This window comes from Caballeronia sp. LZ035, assembly GCF_031451175.1.
In the GTDB taxonomy this organism is placed as follows: Bacteria; Pseudomonadota; Gammaproteobacteria; order Burkholderiales; family Burkholderiaceae; genus Caballeronia.
On record NZ_JARUXS010000001.1, the window covers coordinates 2,888,903 to 2,906,176 of the forward strand.

Sequence of the window (17,274 nt, forward strand, 5' to 3'; positions counted from 1 at the left end):
AGGAGCGAAACCGGATGTGCGGGAAGGATGCTTACTTGACCAGGACGGCCATGATGTCTTCTTCGCGCATGACGAGCAGTTCCTGCCCGTCGACCTTGACGGTCTGGCCAGCGTACTTGCCGAACAGGATGCGGTCGCCGACCTTCACGTCGAGGGCGATTTGCGCGCCCTTGTCATCGCGCTTGCCCGGGCCGATGGCCAGGACTTCGCCTTGATCCGGCTTTTCTGCCGCGGCTTCCGGGATCACGATGCCCGATGCGGTCTTGGTTTCCTGATCCAGACGCTTGACGATGACGCGATCGTGCAAAGGACGAAGGTTCATACACACTCCTCTCTTGATTGAGACTGAAAACGCTGGAAAACCCGTCTCGCGAGGAAGATCTCGTGGGACGGCAAACTTGTTAGCACTCGCGTGCGGTGAGTGCCAATTATATGGACCGGATTTGACAATTTCAAGGATGGGGACGAGCGGGGAATCCCGTAGCGGCAAAATTTCCTTGAAACGGCCGGCCAACTGGCTAGCGCCGCACGGATTCGTCTTGACCGGGGCAGCCGCGAAAAGGTTCACCGACCGTCGCATTTCCTCCAGGAACTCCAGGACACCATCTATGAGTCAGCTAGCACCGATTGAAGCGATTAATGTCGATTCGAGAATTGTGATTTATCCGAATCAGGGTTTTTACCTAGATCGCCGCGAACTAGACTGCCTTCAACGACGAAGCAACAGCAAGCAACAACAGCTACTTACTGCCGCATCGTTTCCCCAATCAAGATTCGGAGGTCGTCATGTTGAAGTCCATCGTTCCCGCCCTTGCCCTCGCCGCCGTGCTGGCCGCTCCCGGTTTTGCCCAGGCCCGCGAAGACGGTCCCGTCACCCGTGCCCAGGTGCGTGCCGAACTAGTCCAGCTCGAGCGTGCCGGCTATAACCCGGTCGGCGATCAAACCACCTATCCGGCCGACATCCAGGCTGCTGAAGCCCGGGTCGGTGCAAGCCAGGCCAACGCCGACGCGTACGGCGGCGCCCCCGAAGGCGCTTCTTCGGCGGGTCATTCGCATCGGCTGAACTTCCTGGATCGCGTCGTGCGTCCCGAAGCCGCCAATCCGGTCGATTTCAATCGTCCGTAATCCTTCTGGCGAAGGCAGCAGCAACCAACCCGGCCCCGCGCCGGGTTTTGCGCTTTCACCCACGATGATGCCCGCGCACGCCGGTTCATCACGCTGTCAGTCACGGATCGGACGATGTTTGCAGACCGCGTTTTTTCATCGTCCCGTCCGACGGCACTACAATTTGGCTCTGCCGTTGACTCACACTCCGGATCCGCCGCTTTATGTCCATGCCGTCGTTGCGCTCCAGTCTCGTTCTCCTTGGTTTGATTGCCCTCACCGCTTGTGGAGGTCGTTCGGCCACCACACCCAGTTATCAGCAGGAGCTGTTCAGCACCGGTGCGAGCCCGTTCGCGCGCAACTACGACGCCACCGTCAACGAAACCTGCGAGGCCGCGCGCCGTGCGCTGCTGTCGCAAGGCTTCCTGACGACCATGGGTCAGCCCGACACTGTCGACGCCACCAAGAATTTCCAGCCGACCACCGAAACGCACGTCGTGGTGTCGTTCCATGTCGTCTGCACGCCGGGGGAAAACGCGACCAACCAGAGCATCGCGTACGTGAACGCCGTCCAGGACGGCTATGCGCTCAAGAAAAGCGATACGTCGGCGAGCGTGGGACTGAGCGTGCTCGGTTCGCTGTCGCTGCCGATCCGCTCGAACAGCGACGCGATGGTCAAGATCTCGAGCGAGACCGTGCCCGCCGGCAAGTTCTACGACCGCTTCTTCAACCTGATGAGCCACTACCTGAACACGGTGCCGCGCAGCGCGCCCGTGGCGGCCGACGAGGTGAAGAGCAAGCCGCTCGCGCCTTCGCTGATCGTGAACTCGCCGGAGCTCACGCCCACGCCGATCGTCGTGCAGACGCCCGCCGCCGCCACCGCTATCCCGACTTCGGAAGCCGTCGCGGCGGGGGCGTCGCAGGCGTCGTCCGCAGCGGCGTCGGCGGCGCCCGTCAGTTCGGCACGCTGACCGCGCCGCCAGCCACGCTGATCGCATTGCCGCCAGGATCGGCGGCGATCGCCGGCAGGTTCGCCGTCGTGAGCGCGGGCGCCGAGCCCGCCGTGCCGCCCCGCGCGACCGTCCGCACCACTTGCGAAGGTGGCAGCGTCGCGTTGTTCTTCAGATGATTCCACATCAGGTTCAGCGCCTGAATGTTGTAGTAGTGGACCGGAATGAAGCGCGTATCGAAGCCGGCGACGCTCAGGAATGCGTCGAAATGCTGTCCGTTGGTGATCTCGTACAGCGACAGCTGGCTCTTGTTGCCCTCCGCCACGCGGTTCGCGCCGAGATACGGCCGCCCGGCATGATTGATCGGCACCAGCGCATCCGCGCGCCCCTGCACGATGATCGCGGGCTTGCCGCGCAGGTTCGCATTCACGCGGATCGCATTCACGCTGCCCGCCATCGTCGCGTTGCCGTTGATCCACAGCGAGCGCAGGCACGCCGCGCCCGCGTAGCTGGCATCGGCCGTGGCAAACCGATGATCCGCCGCGCCGCCCGTCCCGAGGTTGTAGACCAGGTTGATGCCATTGGTCGGCGGCACGCCGTTGCCGTTGCCGAAAACGGTAAGCATCGGCGACACCAGCGGCGCCAAGCCCGCCGCGCCGCTCACCGCGTTGGTCGTGCCGAAGCTGAAGTTGCACAGGTTGTCGAGCACGCTCGCCTTCATGTAGGCGTCAGCATACGTGACCGCGACAGCCGGCACGGCCTGCGAATCCCACATCGGCGCCTGCAAGGTGTCGGAGTCGGTTTCGTAGCCGGCCTGATGCAGCTGGTCCAGCGCACTGTTGGCCTGCGCGATCGTCGTGGCGCCCGAAATCAGCCCGCCCGCCGCCAGCGACGCGCAGCGCGCGGTGCGGATCGCCGTGGTCGTCGCGAGCGGAACCGTCGTCAGATACGGCGCGCCGGCTGCGGCGGGCGCGAGCGCGGCACACGGCTGCAGCAGGTTGGCGAGCGTCATGTAGTCGGCGAGCGGGCGGCCGAACGAGCCGACCGGCAGGCCGCCCTGCCGCACCGACACCTGCGACGGCAGATTCAGATTGATCTGCGGTTCGCCGACGACGACCGCGGTGATCCAGCCATCGGTATCCTGTTCGGCCGCCGCGAGCGCCGCACCGCCGCCGTTGCTCACCGACGCGGCAATGGTCGTGATGCTGCCCTTGCCATACCGCACCTGATGATTCGAGCCGCTCAGAACCCCGAACATGTCGTTGAGCGCCCAGTAGGCGAACTGGATCGCCTGCAGGGTATTTGCGCCCCAGTCCTTCTCGGGATTCTGCTGTGAATGCGCGTGCTTGTAGCCGTAGCGGTTCGGGAAGGCCGAGTTGAACGACGCAATGGCGGACGCGCTCGCGTTCGCCTTGAAGATTGCGCTGGTGCCGGCGAAATCGGCATTGACGAGCGTGCCGTCGATGCGCGTGACGAGGTTGCTCGCCAGCTCGTGCGCGCCGTTGCCGCTGCCCTTGTCGGTATAGGCGACCGCGCAGCCGCGCTTCAGGCCCCACTCGCCCGCCGCCGAGATCGCGCCATACACGCCGCGCGATCCCGACGACGTCGCCGTGACGATGCACGGTTGATCGGGATTGAAGCTCGCCGGGACCTGGACCAGCAACGAGACATTCTGCGTGCCGCTGCCGTCGTCGGCGAACGCGAGATATTCCTTGCCCGCGATCTTCCCTTCGCCGAGCGTGTCGTTGCCGTTCAGGTCGACATTCGGCCCCCAGAAGCGCCCGTAGCCGCCGTTCGCCGACATGTCGACGAGCGCGCGGTAGTTCGACCAGATGGCGAGGCGCCGCAGCTCGGCAGCGCTCGGCGACGCCGGGTTGCCGATCGACGGCGCGGTAGCCGAAGCGAGCCCGGTCTTGCCGAGACCGGCGGTCAGCAGATCGTCGGACTGGCCGTCGTAGGTTTGTGACTTGATCGCGCCGGAGACGAATTTCGGCACGCTGTTGGTGGCCGGGCCGCCGCTGTTGTCGTCATCGCCGCCGTGACAGGCGGCGAGCGTCGCGGCCGTCAGCAGCGCGATCACCCCGAACGCCGCCGCGCGCGGCCTGATTTTCAAGCACTGAAAACGTGCGAATCGCTTCATTTCGTCTCCCGTATTGTTTTGCTTCAAGGCACACGCTGCGGATCGGTCTGGAAGCGCCAGTATCACGCGGACGCTGAAATCAGTCGCTGCTGAATTTCCCTGTCTGCAACGCGACGGACGGAAGACACGCGCACCGCGTAAACGACAACGGGCTCCGGCGATCAAGCCGGAGCCCGTTGCATGGCGATGGCACGAGACCCGGGCGGCGGTGCGACGCCAGCCGAGGTCCGGCGCCTGCGCCCCGGATCAGCCTCCGCCGCCCTGCACGCCGAGGGTGATCTTGTTGCTCACCGATGTGACGCCCTGGACGCCCTTCGCCACTTCTTCCGCCTGGGCGATCTGGCCGCCTTCCGGCACCGTGCCGGTCAGCGTCACCGCGCCGCCGCGCGCGCGGACGAAGACGTTGGAAACGTCGAAGCCTTGCGCTTTGCCCAGCGCGCGGCGCACCGCGTAGCCGAGTTTGCGGTCTTCCTTCTTGACCGTGGATTTCTGCGCCTTGGTCGGCGCCGCCGACGTGTCGCTCGATTGGGCGTAGGCGCTCGAGGCAATGGTCACGCACAGCACCACGCCCAGCGCCTTCAAGAGATCAACTGCTTTCATGGTTTCTCCTTTTGTTTCGCTTGTTGACTTCGCACAGTTTGCTACTTCGCTCGTTTTGCACTTCAAATCCGGGCCGCGCTTGCTGGCGGCTGGCTACGACATCGAGCGGTTGCCCCGTGACCACGCGCATCGCCCGGAGCGGTGAACGGCTCGAGGGCATGGCGGAGGCAAGCCGGCGGATGCGGCTCACGGTGCTGCGAGAGGCTGGCGAACGAAACAATCAGTGGCCGGTTGATCGGGTGGCATGCCCGTCGGCTCGAATATGTCCTGACGCATGGCGCGTAACTGCGTTGCGCGGCCTCGATTCACGCGTCGTTCAGGCTTCGTGACACGTGGCGCGCGGCTCGAGCCCAAACTGCGGGCAGCGGCGCGCGCGAGGCTTCTGACATGCGGCGGCGATCGTCAATTTAGCCCAGCGCGGCCATTAGCGCAAAACATTTAACGACGCGGCCCGCGCGAGCAACATCGGCGGCGGCGGAGACACATCGATGTCACAGTCGGCGTTCACAAGGCACGGGACGGAGCGTCGCTCGTTTCCGGGCATCCACGACGTCAGGCGGGCGCTTTCGGAACCCGCGTACGAGTGAGGCCACGGCAGAGACCCCGGCGAAGCCGCGACGCGATCGGGTAAGCTCATCTGCACGAAGTTTCACGATCACTTACGAAATGACTCAATCCACAGGCCCCGATCCGCACGGAAATCCTGGCGGCGAACCGGACGCTCCCCGGCGGCGCCGGCCGCAGCCGAAAATCGTCGCTCGCTTCGTGGCGATCTCCTGGCGCGACCTGGCGCTCACCTTCGGGCCGATCCTGCTGGTCTGCGCCGCCGCGCTGTATCTGGCCGTAAGGCTGATCCAGCCCGCGCCGCCGAGCACGCTGACGCTCGCGGCCGGCCCGAAAGGCAGTTCCTTCTGGAACGCCGCGCAGAAGTACAAGACGATTCTCGCGCGCAACCGCATCACGCTGAACGTGCTGGAAACCCAGGGCTCGCTCGATAACCTGACGCGCCTGGAAGCCCCGGATTCGAAGGTCGATGTCGGCTTCGTGCAGGGGGGCCTGACCAAGCCGGGCGCGACGCACGACAACCTGGAATCGCTCGGCAGCGTGTCGTATGTGCCGCTCGCGGTGTTCTACCGCAGCCCGACAGTCGTGAACCGGCTGTCCGAACTGAAGGGCAAGCGCCTGGCGATCGGCGCGGAAGGCAGCGGCTCGCGCGTGCTGGCGCTCACGCTGCTGAAGGCGAACGGCATCGAACCGGGCGGCGACACGGAACTGCTGCCGCTCGCCGGCGACGAAGCCGCGCAGGCGCTCGAAGCCGGGCGCGTCGACGCCGTCTTCCTCGCGGGCGATTCCGCCCAGCCGCCGACAATGGCCAAGCTCCTGCGCACGCCCGGCATCCGCTTCATGGATTTCGCCCAGGCCGACGCCTATGCGCGCCGCTTCCCGTATCTCACCGAGATCCAGTTGCCGATGGGCGCGTTCGACTTCGCCCGCAACCTGCCGCCGCGCCCGGTGCACATGATCGCGCCGACGGCCGAACTGATCGCGCAGGACAGCCTGCATCCGGCGTTGTCGGACTTGCTGATCGAGGCGGCGCGCGAAGTGCACGGCCGCGCCAATCTGATGCAGCGCGCGAACGAGTTTCCGGCGCCGCTGGTCCATGAATTCCGCATCAGCGACAACGCCGAGCGCTATTACAAATCGGGCAAGAGTTTCCTGTACCGCACACTGCCGTTCTGGCTCGCGAGTCTCGCGGATCGCGTGCTGGTGGTGCTGCTGCCGCTGATCGTGGTCCTGATTCCCGGGCTGCGGCTGGTGCCGGGGCTGTACCGGTGGCGGGTGAAATCGCGCATCTACCGCTGGTATGGCGCGCTCATTGCGATAGAGCGGGAAGCGATCAACGGACCCGACCTCACGCAGCGGGATGCCTTGCTCGACCGTATCGACGCGATCGAAACCGCCGTGAACCGGATGAAGATGCCGCTCGCCTTCGCGGATCAGTTCTATGTGCTGCGCGAGCACATCGGCTTCGTGCGCGAGCGGCTGGCCAACACACCAGCGGCGCCCGGCAGGGAGGCGGAAGGCGCGACGGACGACAGCCCGGAAGCGGACACGCCGGACACCGACGCCCCGGTCATCGCAACGCAGGCAGACACCGGGGCGCGCAGCACATAATATCGATAGCAGCGACGTTGCAAAGCGCGCCGTTCCGCTCTCGCCAGCCGGGCCGGGCGGCGCGCACGACGAATAACAGATGAAGCCCGGGAGTCCGCCGCGCGGGACCGCCAGGGAAAATCAGGGAGAGGCAACATGAGTGCCCCGCATTCGAGCAATTCCGGTCAGCCGTACTTTTTCTTCGATTTCATTTCGCCGTTTTCGTACCTGCTGCTCGAGCAGCACGAGAAATGGCCCGACATGCCGTTCGAACTCGTGCCCGTCCAGTTGATGACGCTGCTTGAACGCTGGGGCCAGCCGCACGCCGCGACGATTCCCTCCAAGCGCGTCTTCACCTACCGCCATGCGCTGTTCCGGGCGGAACAACTGGGCATTCCGTTCAAGATGCCGCCCGCCCATCCGTTCGACCCGAGCAAGGCGCTGCGGCTCGCGGTGCTGGCAAACGGCGAGATCAACTGCGTGCGCGAAATCTTCCGCTACATCTGGCGCCAGGGGCGCGATCCCGCCACCAAGGACGGCTTTCGCGGATTGTGCGAGCACGTCGGCATGCCGGACGCAGTAGAGCGCGTGGAAGACGAGGACATCAAGGCGAAGCTGCGCGACAACAACGACCGAGCGGTCCAGATGGGCGTGTTCGGGGTGCCGACTTTCCTCGTCAACGAGCAGATTTTCTGGGGCGAGGACACGCTTCCGATGGTGCTGTACGTCGCGCGTTCGCCGAACTGGCTGGACGGCAAGGAGGTGAAGCGCATCAGCGCATTGCCGACCGCGCCGCGCGACGCCGATTTCGCCTGACGCGTCGACGGGCAGCGAAGGCGCCTCGGTGCCATGAACAGCGCCGGCGCCTATCTCACAAATAGCGCTCCCGCTATGGCGTCAAAAAGGGATAAGCGGTTAACTTCGGAACAGGCTGCGTGACATATCGGTGACCTGGGCGTTTGCGGACGTCCAGGCGACGTCGCGCGCGGCGTGCGCACGCTGACGAACACCAGCGGACGCGCGTTGTCGGCCTGACCGAACCCAATCGCCCGATCATGAACGAACCCGCCGACTCCCTCGATATCTGGCTCATCCGCGTGCTGCGCACCTTGTTGCAGGAGCGCAGCGTCACGCAGACCGCGCAGCGGCTGAACCAGACCCAGCCGGCGATCAGCACGGCGTTGCGCCGTCTGCGCGAGATCCTGAACGATCCGATCCTGGTGCGCGGCAAGCAGGGCATGGTGCCGACCGAATACGGCGAGTCGCTGCTGGCGCCGGCCCAGCGCGCGCTGCGCGAAGTGGAGTTCGTCGCGACCCCGCACGGCGATTTTGATCCCGCCAGTTCGCGCCGCACCTTCCGGCTCGCCGCCCCCGACTACCTGAACGATTTCTTCATGCCGACGCTCGTCGCCGCCTTTCGCGACGCGGCGCCGCACGCCCGGCTGGAGATCGAGTCACTGAATCCGATGCGCGATCACGAGGGCATGCTCGACCACGGCGAGATCGACGTGATGGTCGCCAACTGGACCAAGCCCGAGCCGCGCTTCGAACGCCGCGACCTGTTCTCGGACGTTTTCGTCTGCCTCATGCGCGCGAATCATCCGCTCGCGCGCGAGCCGCTCACCATGGACCGCTATGCACGCGCCGCGCACCTCGCGCCCACGCCGTACAGCGGCGGACGGCGCCATCCGATCGACATCGGACTGGCGCGCGCGGGCATCGAGCGGCGCATTGTCACGACGATTCCCTACTTCGGACTGGTGCCGCAGGTGCTGCTGCAGTCGGACCTGATCTTCACGGCGCCGCGCCGCTTCGCGCAGCATTATGCGTCGATGCTGCCGCTCGCCGTGCTCGAATCCCCGGTGCCGTTTCCGCGCATCAAGTGCTACCAGCTTTCGCTGCCGCAGCCCGATCAGCCCACCGACGTCGCGTGGCTGCGCACCCTGATTTCGACGGTGTCCGCCTTCCTCACCGGCAAGAAAGGCGCGGCGACGGCGGCCAGCGCGCCCGACGCACCCGACGCATCCGGCACGGACGACAGCGCCGAACTCGGCGAAGTCGAACTGCCGAAGTGAGCGTGCAGGCGGCGCGGCGGCACGACTTTCGGTAGTATCCGAAGCGAACTGCCCGACCCCGACCGTTCCCATGGATGCTCTCGACAAACTGATCCAGCTGGCGAATCTGTCCGGCGCGCTCGATCTGCGCTGCCTGCTGAGCGGACCGCTCGAACTCGATCACGCGCTCGCGCCGGTAGGCGAAGCGGTGTATCACGTCGTGCTGGACGGCGCTTGCACGGTCTTGCGCCCAGGTCATGCACCGCTCGAACTCGCCGCCGGCGATATCTTCGTCCTGCCGCGCGGCGACGCGCACGTGCTGAGCGTCGAGGCGCGCAATGCCAGCGCTGTTCGGGTTGAAGCTCAGGCAGAAGTGGAGAAGCGCCACAACGGCGCGGTGATCGTGAAGAGCAATTGCAGCGAGCGCGATCCGGTGGTCGACCTGCTGTGCGGCCGCTTCCTGTACGCGCCGCGGGCCTTGCTCGTCGATGTCCTGCCGGACGTCGTGCACGTGTCGTTCTCGCGCACGTCGGCGCCCTATCTCGATCCGCTCGTGCAGACCATGCGGCGCGAAGCCGAGGATGCGCAACTGGGCGCGCCGTCGATCGTCACGGCACTCTCCACCGCCCTCTTCACGATGGTGCTGCGCGCGTGGCTGGCCAGTCAGCCGTCGCTTGCGGGGGTGCTCGGACTGCTCGCGAACCGGCGGCTGGGCGCGTCGATCATCGCGATGCTGGAGCGCCCCGCCGAGCCGTGGACCCTCGAAATGCTGGCCAGGGAAGCGGCGATGTCGCGCGCCACTTTCATGCGCGCCTTCTCCGCGCATTCGGACAGTTCGCCGCTGGCGCTGCTGAGCCACGTGCGCATGCAGCTCGCCAGCACGATGCTGACGCGCACGCGCAAGAGCATCGCCGACGTGGCGGCGGATGTCGGGTATCAGTCGGAGGCGGCCTTCAGCAAACGCTTCAAGGAGCTATACGGCGTGGCGCCGGGACGGTTCCGGCAGGCCAACGCCATTACCTGAACGCACCTGAGCGCACTTGAGCGCACCTGAACGCACCTGAGCGCGCGCGTCACGCGGTGGCGCGAACGGTCTTCCACGCATCGGCGCCGTAGCGCGCGGTCATCTCGCGCACGCGCAGCAGCTGCGCCGTGACCGCCAGCGCGATCGAGCCGGGCGCCTTGTCGACGATGCCTTCCACGCCGATCGGACAGGTGATCTCCGCCAGCCGGTCCGCCGCGACGCCCCGCTCCAGCAGACGGCGTTCGAACTTCACGCGCTTGGTCTTCGAACCGATCAGCCCGAAATACGCGAAGTCGTCGCGCCGCATGATGCGTTGCGTGAGCGAGAAATCGAGCGCGTGATCGTGCGTCATCACGATGAAGTAAGCGCCGGCGGGCGCTTCGTCGACGATGGCATCGGGCAGGTCGGTGGCTTCGACCTGCACGTTGGCCGGGACTTCGTCGGGGAACAGTTCGTCGCGCGCATCCACCCATTGCACGACGCACGGCAAGGTGCCGAGCACCTTCACGAGCGCATGACCGACATGGCCCGCGCCAAACAGGACGACGTGCATCATGAGCGTGCGCTCCGCACGGCGTTGACCGCCTTGAGAATCTCCTCGGCCGTCGCGGGCGCGTTGAGCGGCGGATTCACCGTGTGATCGCCGACCGCCGAGACGGCGTCGCGGATCGCGAAGAACACCGAGAACGGCAGCAGCAGCGGCGGCTCGCCGACCGCCTTCGAACGGTGGATGCTGTCCTCGACGTTGCGGTTGTTGAACAGCTCGACGCGGAAGTCCGGCGGCATGTCGTTGGTGGTCGGGATCTTGTAGGTGGACGGCGCGTGGGTCATCAGCTTGCCCTGGTCGTTCCACCACAGTTCTTCCGTGGTCAGCCAGCCCATGCCCTGCACGAACGCGCCTTCCACCTGGCCCTTGTCGAGCGCGGGATTGAGCGAGGCGCCCACGTCGTGCAGCGCATCCGCGCGCAGCACGCGCATCTCGCCCGTGAGCGTGTCGATCACCACTTCCGATACCGCCGCGCCATACGAGTAATAGAAGAACGGCCGGCCCTGCATGGTCGCCTGATCCCAGTAGAGCTTGGGCGTGGCGTAGAAGCCGTCGGACCAGAGCTGGACGCGCGCGAGATACGCCTTCTGCACGACTTCGCCGAACGGAATCGCATCGCCGCCGACGATCACGCGATCGTTCGCGAAGCGCACTTCGTCCGCCGTCACCGTGCCGCCGCCGAACTTCTCGGCCGCGAACTTCGCGAGCCGCTCGCGCAACTGGCGCGCGGCGTCCTGCGCGGCCTTGCCGTTCAGGTCGGTGCCGGTGGACGCCGCCGTCGCCGACGTATTGGCCACCTTGCTCGTGTCCGTCGCCGTGACGCGCACGCGTTCGAAGTTCACGCCGAGCTCGTGCGCGACCACCTGCGCAACCTTCGTGTTCAAGCCCTGGCCCATTTCCGTGCCGCCGTGATTCACGAGCATGGAGCCGTCGGTATAGATGTGAACCAGTGCCCCGGCCTGGTTGAAGTGCGTCACGTTGAACGCGATGCCGAACTTCACCGGCGTCAGCGCCATCCCCTTCTTCAGGATCTCGTTGCTGGCGTTGAAGGCATCGATGGCTTCGCGGCGGCGGCGATAGTCGCTCGTCTCTTCCAGCTCGGCAATCAGTTCGTGGATGACGTTGTCTTCCACCGTCTGCCCGTACGGCGTCTGGTTGTTGTCGGTCTTGCCGTAGAAATTCGCGCGGCGCACGTCGAGCGAATCGCGCCCGACCGCACGCGCAATGTTGTCCATGATGTATTCGATCGCGAACGCGCCCTGCGGGCCGCCGAAGCCGCGGAACGCGGTGTTCGACTGCGTGTTGGTCTTGCCGCAATAACCTTCGATCTTCACGTCCGACAGCCAGTAGGCGTTGTCGAAGTGGCACACGGCGCGCGTCATCACCGGGCCGGACAGGTCGGCGGAAAAGCCGCAGCGCGACGTCATGTCGAGCGCCACGCCTTCGATCTTGCCGTCGTCGTCATAACCGACTTCGAAGTCATAGATGAAGTCGTGGCGCTTGCCGGTGATCATCATGTCGTCGTCGCGGTCCGGGCGCAGCTTCACCGGGCACAGCAGCTTCCACGCGGCCAGCGCCGCGCAGCACGCGAAGATGCCCGACTGCGATTCCTTGCCGCCGAAACCGCCGCCCATGCGCCGGCATTCGACCAGCACGTTGTGCGAGTGCACGTTCAGCACGTGGGCGACGAGATGCTGCATTTCCGTCGGATGCTGCGTCGAGCAGTAGACGTGCATGCCGTCATCGTCCTTCGGCACGGCGTAGGCAATCTGGCCTTCCAGATAGAACTGTTCCTGGCCGCCCAGCTTCATCGCGCCGCGTTCGTGGTGCGCAGCCGTCGCCATACGGCCGGCGGCGTCGCCACGAGAGAGCTTCAGCGGGTTCAGCACATAGGACTCAGCCTTGCGCGCGTCAGCTGGCGTGAGCACCGGCACCAGATCCTCGAACTCGACCTTCGCGCGGCGCGCGGCCAGACGCGCCGTGTCGTGCGACGTGGCGACGACGATGAACATCGGCTGGCCGACGAACTGCACGATGCCCTGCGCGAGCACCGGATCGTCGTGGATGATCGGGCCGCAGTCGTTGACGCCCGGAATGTCGTCGGCGGTAAAGACGGCGACGACGCCCGGCGTCGCGCGCACTGCGTCGAAGTTCATCGACACGATCTTCGCGTGCGCCTTCGGGCTCGTGCCGAGCGCCGCGTGCAGCGTGCCCGCGACGATCGGAATGTCGTCGGTGTAGCTGGCGCGCCCGCTCACGTGCAGATGCGCCGACTCATGCGGACGCGACACGTGGACTTGCTTGAAATCGTCGGCTTCGTTCGCGAGCGACTTGGCTTCGGCGAGGAAAGCTTCTGCTTGCTGATTCATGTTCGTCTCCCCTTCTTACTTCGCTTCGACCAGTTCGATGGCGCGCACATCCAGCTTCGACTTGTCCAGCGGATCGTTCGGACGCGTCTCCAGCCAGAAGCGATACAGCAGGCTCTTGGCCGTGTCGAGACGGTAGTCGCTGCTCGCGCGCATGTCGGTGAGCGGCTGGTAGTCCTTGCTCAAGGCGATCATCGCGGCCTGGACGGTGGCTTCGTGCCATTGGGCATCGGCGAGAATGGCTTCGGCGTGCGCGGCGCGCTTCGGCGTCGCAGCCATGCCGCCATAGGCCAGACGCGGCTCGCGGATGAATTCGCCATCGGCGATGAACGAGAACGCGGCGTAGACGGCGGAGATGTCGGAGTCGAAGCGCTTCGACAGCTTGTAGGCGCGGAACTGGCGTTTCGCATGCTGGCCCGTGCGGGTCGGCACACGGACGGCCGCGACGAACTCGTTCGCCGCCATGTCCTTCTTCTGATACGCGATGTAGAGATCTTCGAGCGCCATCTCGCGCGTGCCGTTCACGCTCTGCAACACGACGCGCGCGTCCAGCGCGATGAGACCGGGCATCGAATCGCCGATCGGCGAGCCGTTGGCGACGTTGCCGCCGAGCGTTCCCGCGTTGCGGATCGGCAGCGACGCGAAGCGCAATTGCGTTTCCTCGAGTTCCGGATACGTCTTGACGAGTTCGGCGTAGGCGCGCTCCAGCGACACGCCCGCGCCGATCTCGATCCACTCGCCGGTCGTCTCCACGTGCTTGAGCGCGTCGATCTGCCCGACATAGGCGATGTCGCCGAGATCGCGCAACTGCTTCGTCACCCACAGTCCAACGTCCGTGCTGCCCGCGAGAATCCGCACGTTCGGATTGCTGTCCTTGAGCGTAGCGAGCGCCTCGACAGTGCGCGGCGCGTCGAAACGGCGGCCCGCCTGTTCGTAGTGGAAGGTGTCGGTGCGACGGATGCTGTCGAGCGAACGCGCAAGGGCCGGCACGTTGACGGGCGCGAGCGGCGCGTGATCGAACATCTGCTCGGCGGCGTCGATGATCGGCCGGTAGCCCGTGCAGCGGCACAGATTGCCGGTGAGCGCGTCGCTGATTTCCTGGCGCGAAGGCTTCGATTTCTCGCAGGCGCCCGCGCAGCCGGTGGTCGCATGACCGTGCTTTTCATAAAGCGCGAACATCGACATCGCGAATCCCGGTGTGCAGAAACCGCACTGCGAGCCGTGGCAGTCGACCAGCGCGCGCTGTACCGGATGCAGCGTGCCATCAGGCTGGCGCAGGTCTTCGACGGTGAAGAGCGCGCGGCCGTCGAGCGTCGGCAGGAACTGCACGCACGAATTGACGGCCTTGAACGCGACGCCGCCCTGCCCGTCCGGCTCGCCGATGACGACGGTGCAGGCTCCGCAGTCGCCTTCCGCGCAACCTTCCTTGGTGCCGGTGCAGCGCGCGTCTTCGCGCAGGTATTGCAGGACGGTGCGCGTCGTCGCTGCGTCGCTGACTTCCTGGATCGCGTTGCGGTGATAGAAGCGGATCGGCTGGCTCATGGGGATGTGGGCTCTTCGATGCTGTTCTGCTGGTTGCGCGGGGTGCGCAGCCGGTGGCATGCGCGACAGGGAGGGCTGGCTGGGCCGGTCCTGTCGCTTCGATGGTTCAAAAGCTATCACTGCCAAAATCCGCAACCCATAGGTGACATTGCATGGTGGGCATACTCCTGTCCCGATATGCCGCCCGAGCCTTGTCCGACATGGCTTCGCGCGCTGCCGTCCGATCGTTCGAACAGGCGATTTGTCCCACCTGGTTACAAAACCGGTGCGACGCTGCGACGCAACATATGTGACAATCACGTCTTCGCGCCAAATACAAGCCCGCAATTTCCCTATGTCCACCGAGTCCCGCTCCGGCGCCGCGTCGCAAGGCGACTTCGCCGTCACGCTGCGCATCCTGCCGGTCGTGCTGTACACCTTCCTGTGCTACCTGACCATCGGCATCCCGCTGGCGGTGCTGCCGGGCTTCGTGCATACGGATCTCGGCTACGGCTCGGTGATGGCCGGCGCGGCGATCAGCGTGCAGTATCTCGCGACCCTGATGTCGCGGCCGCTCGCGGGCCGCACCGCCGACACCCTCGGCCCGAAAAAGACCGTGCTGTACGGACTCGCGGCCTGCGCCGTGAGCGGCGTGCTGCTGCTCGGCTCGGCGCTCGCGGCGCAATGGCATGTGGCAAGCCTGGTGCTGCTGGTGATCGCGCGGCTCGTGCTCGGCTTCGGCGAAAGCTGGGTGGGCACCGGCTCGATCACATGGGGCATCGGCCGCGTGGGCGTGGCGAACAACGCAAAGGTGATCTCGTGGAACGGCATTGCCACGTACGGCGCGCTGGCCATCGGCGCGCCGCTGGGCGTGGCGATCGATCATGCGCTGGGGTTCGCGGTGCTCGGGGTGATCGTGATCGCGCTGGGCGGCCTCGGCTACTGGCTCGCGACGCGCATGGCCAGCGTGCCGATCGTGCATGGCGAGCGCATGTCGTATCGCAGCGTGTTCTTCCGCGTGCTGCCGCACGGCCTCGGCCTGGCGCTGGGTTCGGCGGGCTTCGGTTCGATCGCCACCTTCATCACGCTGTACTACGCGGCTCACAACTGGCCGAACGCGGCGCTGTCGCTGACCGTGTTCGGCACGATGTTCATCGGCGCGCGCCTGCTGTTCGCCAACACGATCAAGGCCTACGGCGGCTTTCGCGTGGCCATCGTCTCGTTCGCGTTCGAATGCGCCGGCCTGCTGATGCTGTGGCTCGCCGCGGAACCGACCTTCGCGCTCGCGGGTGCAGCGCTGACGGGCTTCGGCTTTGCGCTCGTGTTCCCGGCGCTCGGCGTGGAAGCGGTCGGACTCGTGCCGCCGGCCAGCCGGGGGGCGGCATTGTCGGCTTATTCGGTGTTCCTGGATTTGTCGCTCGGGCTGACCGGGCCGCTCGCGGGTTATGTCGCGGGGGAATTCGGTTACGGCTCGGTGTTCCTGTTCGCCGCGCTGGCAGCGGCAGCGGCGGTCGCGCTTTCCGTGGCGCTGTATGTGCGCGCGGGACGCGGCGTGGGCGGGCCGGCGACGGCTTGATGGCTTGATGGCTTGCAGGATCGGCGACAAGCCTTGCGGTCAGCCGATCCTGGAAACATGAAGCTGCGATCCAAGCGCTCTGATCACCTTCACGATGGTTACGAAGCTAGCATTACCGTCTGCCGACAACGCCTTGTAGAGACTTTTGCGAGCGATGGCGATCGCGGGCCCGGGCAACGACGCCCCGCACATGAGCGATGAACGTGGGATCGTCACCGCTGTCCTGAAGGCACGCCTCGACGTATCCGGCGATGTCCTGTTCGGTACGCAAATGTCCGGCCGAATCCCACGGTCTTGTCTTGATCCGGATTGGCGTCATGACTTGCTCCGGTGAACCGAAAGGCGTGTCGAAAGCCGCTCCGGTCCGCGCTTCAAAAGCCGAACCCGCCAGTCCGAAACCACCTGATCGCAGACAGGATAAGAATCCGCGCGACCTTCGTCTTCAAGGTTTGTCTTAAAATCGCCGCTTGGCCCCTCTGCGTCCGCTTATGAACTCGACCTCGGAAGACCGTTGGCGCGACTTGCGCCCGGACCCGGACAGCGACACCCCGCTCTACCTCCAGCTCGCCCGCAAGCTCGCCAGCGCCATCCACGACAATCGCTGGAACGCAGGCGAGGCACTGCCCTCCGAACGCGTCCTGTCCGATGCGCTCGGCGTCTCGAGGATCACCTCCCGCAAGGCCATCGCGCTGCTCGTCGAGCAAGGGCTGATACGGCGCGAACAAGGCGCGGGCAGTTTCATCACGCCGCGCTATGAAGATCCGCTCTCGCGCCTGTCGAGCTTTTCGGAGATGCTCAGGCGGCGCGGCTTCACCCCCAGTTCCAAGTGGCTGTCCCGCAGCATCGAGCCCGCCAATCGCGAAGAGGTCATCCAGCTCGGCCTCTCGCCCGCCGCCGCGGTGACGCGCCTGAAGCGCCTGCGTCTCGCCGACGACATCGTGATGGCCGTCGAGAATTCCACCTTTCCGGCCGCCTGCATTCCCGAGCCGCAGGCCATCGGCGATTCGCTCTACAGCTATCTCGACTCGCGCGGACTCTCGATCGTGCGCGCGCTCCAGCACTTTCGCGCGGTGAACGCGAGCCACGAGATCGCCGCGCAGATGGGCATCGCGCCGCACGACGCGCTGCTGCTCATCACGCGCGTGGGCTATACGGCGGACCAGCGCGCCATCGAACTCACCGACACCTACTGTCGCAACGACTACTACGACTTCGTCGCGGAACTCCGCAAATAAGCG

Annotated in this window: 14 protein-coding genes and 1 pseudogene; 8 read left to right on the forward strand and 7 right to left on the reverse strand. The window is 65.8% G+C overall.

The window, feature by feature from the left end; genetic code table 11:
- Positions 1–31 precede the first annotated feature (31 nt).
- Positions 32–322 carry a co-chaperone GroES gene (locus QCE88_RS13570; protein WP_061168960.1) on the reverse strand — a complete coding sequence of 97 codons (291 nt, stop codon included), beginning with the start codon at positions 320–322 and terminating at the stop codon, positions 32–34.
- Between the two features lie 464 nt (positions 323–786).
- On the opposite strand from QCE88_RS13570, the gene QCE88_RS13575 reads away from it, so the two are divergent.
- On the forward strand, positions 787–1,125 hold the full coding sequence (locus tag QCE88_RS13575) for a DUF4148 domain-containing protein (protein ID WP_309902640.1): 339 nt from the start codon (positions 787–789) through the stop codon (positions 1,123–1,125).
- Positions 1,126–1,328: 203 nt separating this feature from the next.
- Positions 1,329–2,075 carry a DUF2242 domain-containing protein gene (locus QCE88_RS13580; RefSeq protein ID WP_309902642.1) on the forward strand — a complete coding sequence of 249 codons (747 nt, stop codon included), beginning with the start codon at positions 1,329–1,331 and terminating at the stop codon, positions 2,073–2,075.
- Here the strand turns inward: QCE88_RS13580 and QCE88_RS13585 are convergent.
- Together QCE88_RS13585 and QCE88_RS13590 are read right to left on the reverse strand one after the other, a co-directional pair.
- Positions 2,059–4,194 (reverse strand): 3-hydroxybutyrate oligomer hydrolase family protein, encoded by a 2,136-nt coding sequence (locus QCE88_RS13585; protein ID WP_309902644.1) that lies wholly within the window; start codon positions 4,192–4,194, stop codon positions 2,059–2,061. The two genes, QCE88_RS13580 and QCE88_RS13585, sit on opposite strands and share 17 nt — an antisense overlap.
- Before the next feature lie 246 nt (positions 4,195–4,440).
- Positions 4,441–4,794: a BON domain-containing protein gene (locus QCE88_RS13590; RefSeq protein WP_309902646.1), complete on the reverse strand. Its 354-nt coding sequence runs from the start codon at positions 4,792–4,794 to the stop codon at positions 4,441–4,443.
- 666 nt (positions 4,795–5,460) lie between these two features.
- On the opposite strand from QCE88_RS13590, the gene QCE88_RS13595 reads away from it, so the two are divergent.
- The 4 genes from QCE88_RS13595 (at position 5,461) to QCE88_RS13610 (ending at position 10,026) form a co-directional block, all read left to right on the forward strand.
- A complete protein-coding gene (locus QCE88_RS13595; protein WP_309902648.1) occupies positions 5,461–6,969 on the forward strand; it encodes a TAXI family TRAP transporter solute-binding subunit in 1,509 nt (502 codons plus the stop codon).
- A 135-nt stretch (positions 6,970–7,104) separates the two neighbouring features.
- Positions 7,105–7,764: a 2-hydroxychromene-2-carboxylate isomerase gene (locus tag QCE88_RS13600; protein ID WP_309902650.1), complete on the forward strand. Its 660-nt coding sequence runs from the start codon at positions 7,105–7,107 to the stop codon at positions 7,762–7,764.
- Positions 7,765–8,003: 239 nt separating this feature from the next.
- A complete protein-coding gene (locus QCE88_RS13605) occupies positions 8,004–9,023 on the forward strand; it encodes a LysR family transcriptional regulator (RefSeq protein WP_309902652.1) in 1,020 nt (339 codons plus the stop codon).
- A 70-nt stretch (positions 9,024–9,093) separates the two neighbouring features.
- On the forward strand, positions 9,094–10,026 hold the full coding sequence (locus QCE88_RS13610; RefSeq protein WP_309902654.1) for an AraC family transcriptional regulator: 933 nt from the start codon (positions 9,094–9,096) through the stop codon (positions 10,024–10,026).
- Positions 10,027–10,075: 49 nt separating this feature from the next.
- Here the strand turns inward: QCE88_RS13610 and xdhC are convergent, their stop codons facing one another.
- From xdhC to xdhA, 3 genes are read right to left on the reverse strand one after another with little or no spacing between them, the layout of a single operon-like run.
- Positions 10,076–10,582 (reverse strand): xanthine dehydrogenase accessory protein XdhC, encoded by a 507-nt coding sequence (gene xdhC / locus QCE88_RS13615; protein WP_309809582.1) that lies wholly within the window; start codon positions 10,580–10,582, stop codon positions 10,076–10,078.
- Positions 10,579–12,942 carry a xanthine dehydrogenase molybdopterin binding subunit gene (gene xdhB, locus QCE88_RS13620; protein ID WP_309902656.1) on the reverse strand — a complete coding sequence of 788 codons (2,364 nt, stop codon included), beginning with the start codon at positions 12,940–12,942 and terminating at the stop codon, positions 10,579–10,581. Before xdhB ends, xdhC begins: the two co-directional genes overlap by 4 nt.
- Before the next feature lie 15 nt (positions 12,943–12,957).
- On the reverse strand, positions 12,958–14,481 hold the full coding sequence (xdhA, locus tag QCE88_RS13625) for a xanthine dehydrogenase small subunit (protein ID WP_309902658.1): 1,524 nt from the start codon (positions 14,479–14,481) through the stop codon (positions 12,958–12,960).
- A gap of 334 nt (positions 14,482–14,815) precedes the next feature.
- Here xdhA and QCE88_RS13630 point away from each other — a divergent pair, with 334 nt between their 5' ends.
- A complete protein-coding gene (locus tag QCE88_RS13630) occupies positions 14,816–16,036 on the forward strand; it encodes an MFS transporter (protein ID WP_309902660.1) in 1,221 nt (406 codons plus the stop codon).
- 39 nt (positions 16,037–16,075) lie between these two features.
- On the opposite strand, the pseudogene QCE88_RS13635 reads toward QCE88_RS13630, so the two are convergent.
- Positions 16,076–16,355, reverse strand: a pseudogene (locus QCE88_RS13635) (addiction module antidote protein).
- A gap of 169 nt (positions 16,356–16,524) precedes the next feature.
- Between QCE88_RS13635 and QCE88_RS13640 the strand changes: the two are divergent.
- Positions 16,525–17,271: a GntR family transcriptional regulator gene (locus QCE88_RS13640; protein WP_309902663.1), complete on the forward strand. Its 747-nt coding sequence runs from the start codon at positions 16,525–16,527 to the stop codon at positions 17,269–17,271.
- Positions 17,272–17,274 lie beyond the last annotated feature (3 nt).

Excerpts from the sequence above, each read along its gene's own strand:
- QCE88_RS13570 (WP_061168960.1), bottom strand. The coding sequence starts at position 322 with ATGAACCTTCGTCCTTTGCACGATCGCGTCATCGTCAAGCGTCTGGAT.
- QCE88_RS13575 (WP_309902640.1), top strand. The coding sequence starts at position 787 with ATGTTGAAGTCCATCGTTCCCGCCCTTGCCCTCGCCGCCGTGCTGGCC.
- QCE88_RS13580 (WP_309902642.1), top strand. The coding sequence starts at position 1,329 with ATGTCCATGCCGTCGTTGCGCTCCAGTCTCGTTCTCCTTGGTTTGATT.
- QCE88_RS13585 (WP_309902644.1), bottom strand. The coding sequence starts at position 4,194 with ATGAAGCGATTCGCACGTTTTCAGTGCTTGAAAATCAGGCCGCGCGCG.
- QCE88_RS13590 (WP_309902646.1), bottom strand. The coding sequence starts at position 4,794 with ATGAAAGCAGTTGATCTCTTGAAGGCGCTGGGCGTGGTGCTGTGCGTG.
- QCE88_RS13595 (WP_309902648.1), top strand. The coding sequence starts at position 5,461 with ATGACTCAATCCACAGGCCCCGATCCGCACGGAAATCCTGGCGGCGAA.
- QCE88_RS13600 (WP_309902650.1), top strand. The coding sequence starts at position 7,105 with ATGAGTGCCCCGCATTCGAGCAATTCCGGTCAGCCGTACTTTTTCTTC.
- QCE88_RS13605 (WP_309902652.1), top strand. The coding sequence starts at position 8,004 with ATGAACGAACCCGCCGACTCCCTCGATATCTGGCTCATCCGCGTGCTG.
- QCE88_RS13610 (WP_309902654.1), top strand. The coding sequence starts at position 9,094 with ATGGATGCTCTCGACAAACTGATCCAGCTGGCGAATCTGTCCGGCGCG.
- xdhC (WP_309809582.1), bottom strand. The coding sequence starts at position 10,582 with ATGATGCACGTCGTCCTGTTTGGCGCGGGCCATGTCGGTCATGCGCTC.
- xdhB (WP_309902656.1), bottom strand. The coding sequence starts at position 12,942 with ATGAATCAGCAAGCAGAAGCTTTCCTCGCCGAAGCCAAGTCGCTCGCG.
- xdhA (WP_309902658.1), bottom strand. The coding sequence starts at position 14,481 with ATGAGCCAGCCGATCCGCTTCTATCACCGCAACGCGATCCAGGAAGTC.
- QCE88_RS13630 (WP_309902660.1), top strand. The coding sequence starts at position 14,816 with ATGTCCACCGAGTCCCGCTCCGGCGCCGCGTCGCAAGGCGACTTCGCC.
- QCE88_RS13640 (WP_309902663.1), top strand. The coding sequence starts at position 16,525 with ATGAACTCGACCTCGGAAGACCGTTGGCGCGACTTGCGCCCGGACCCG.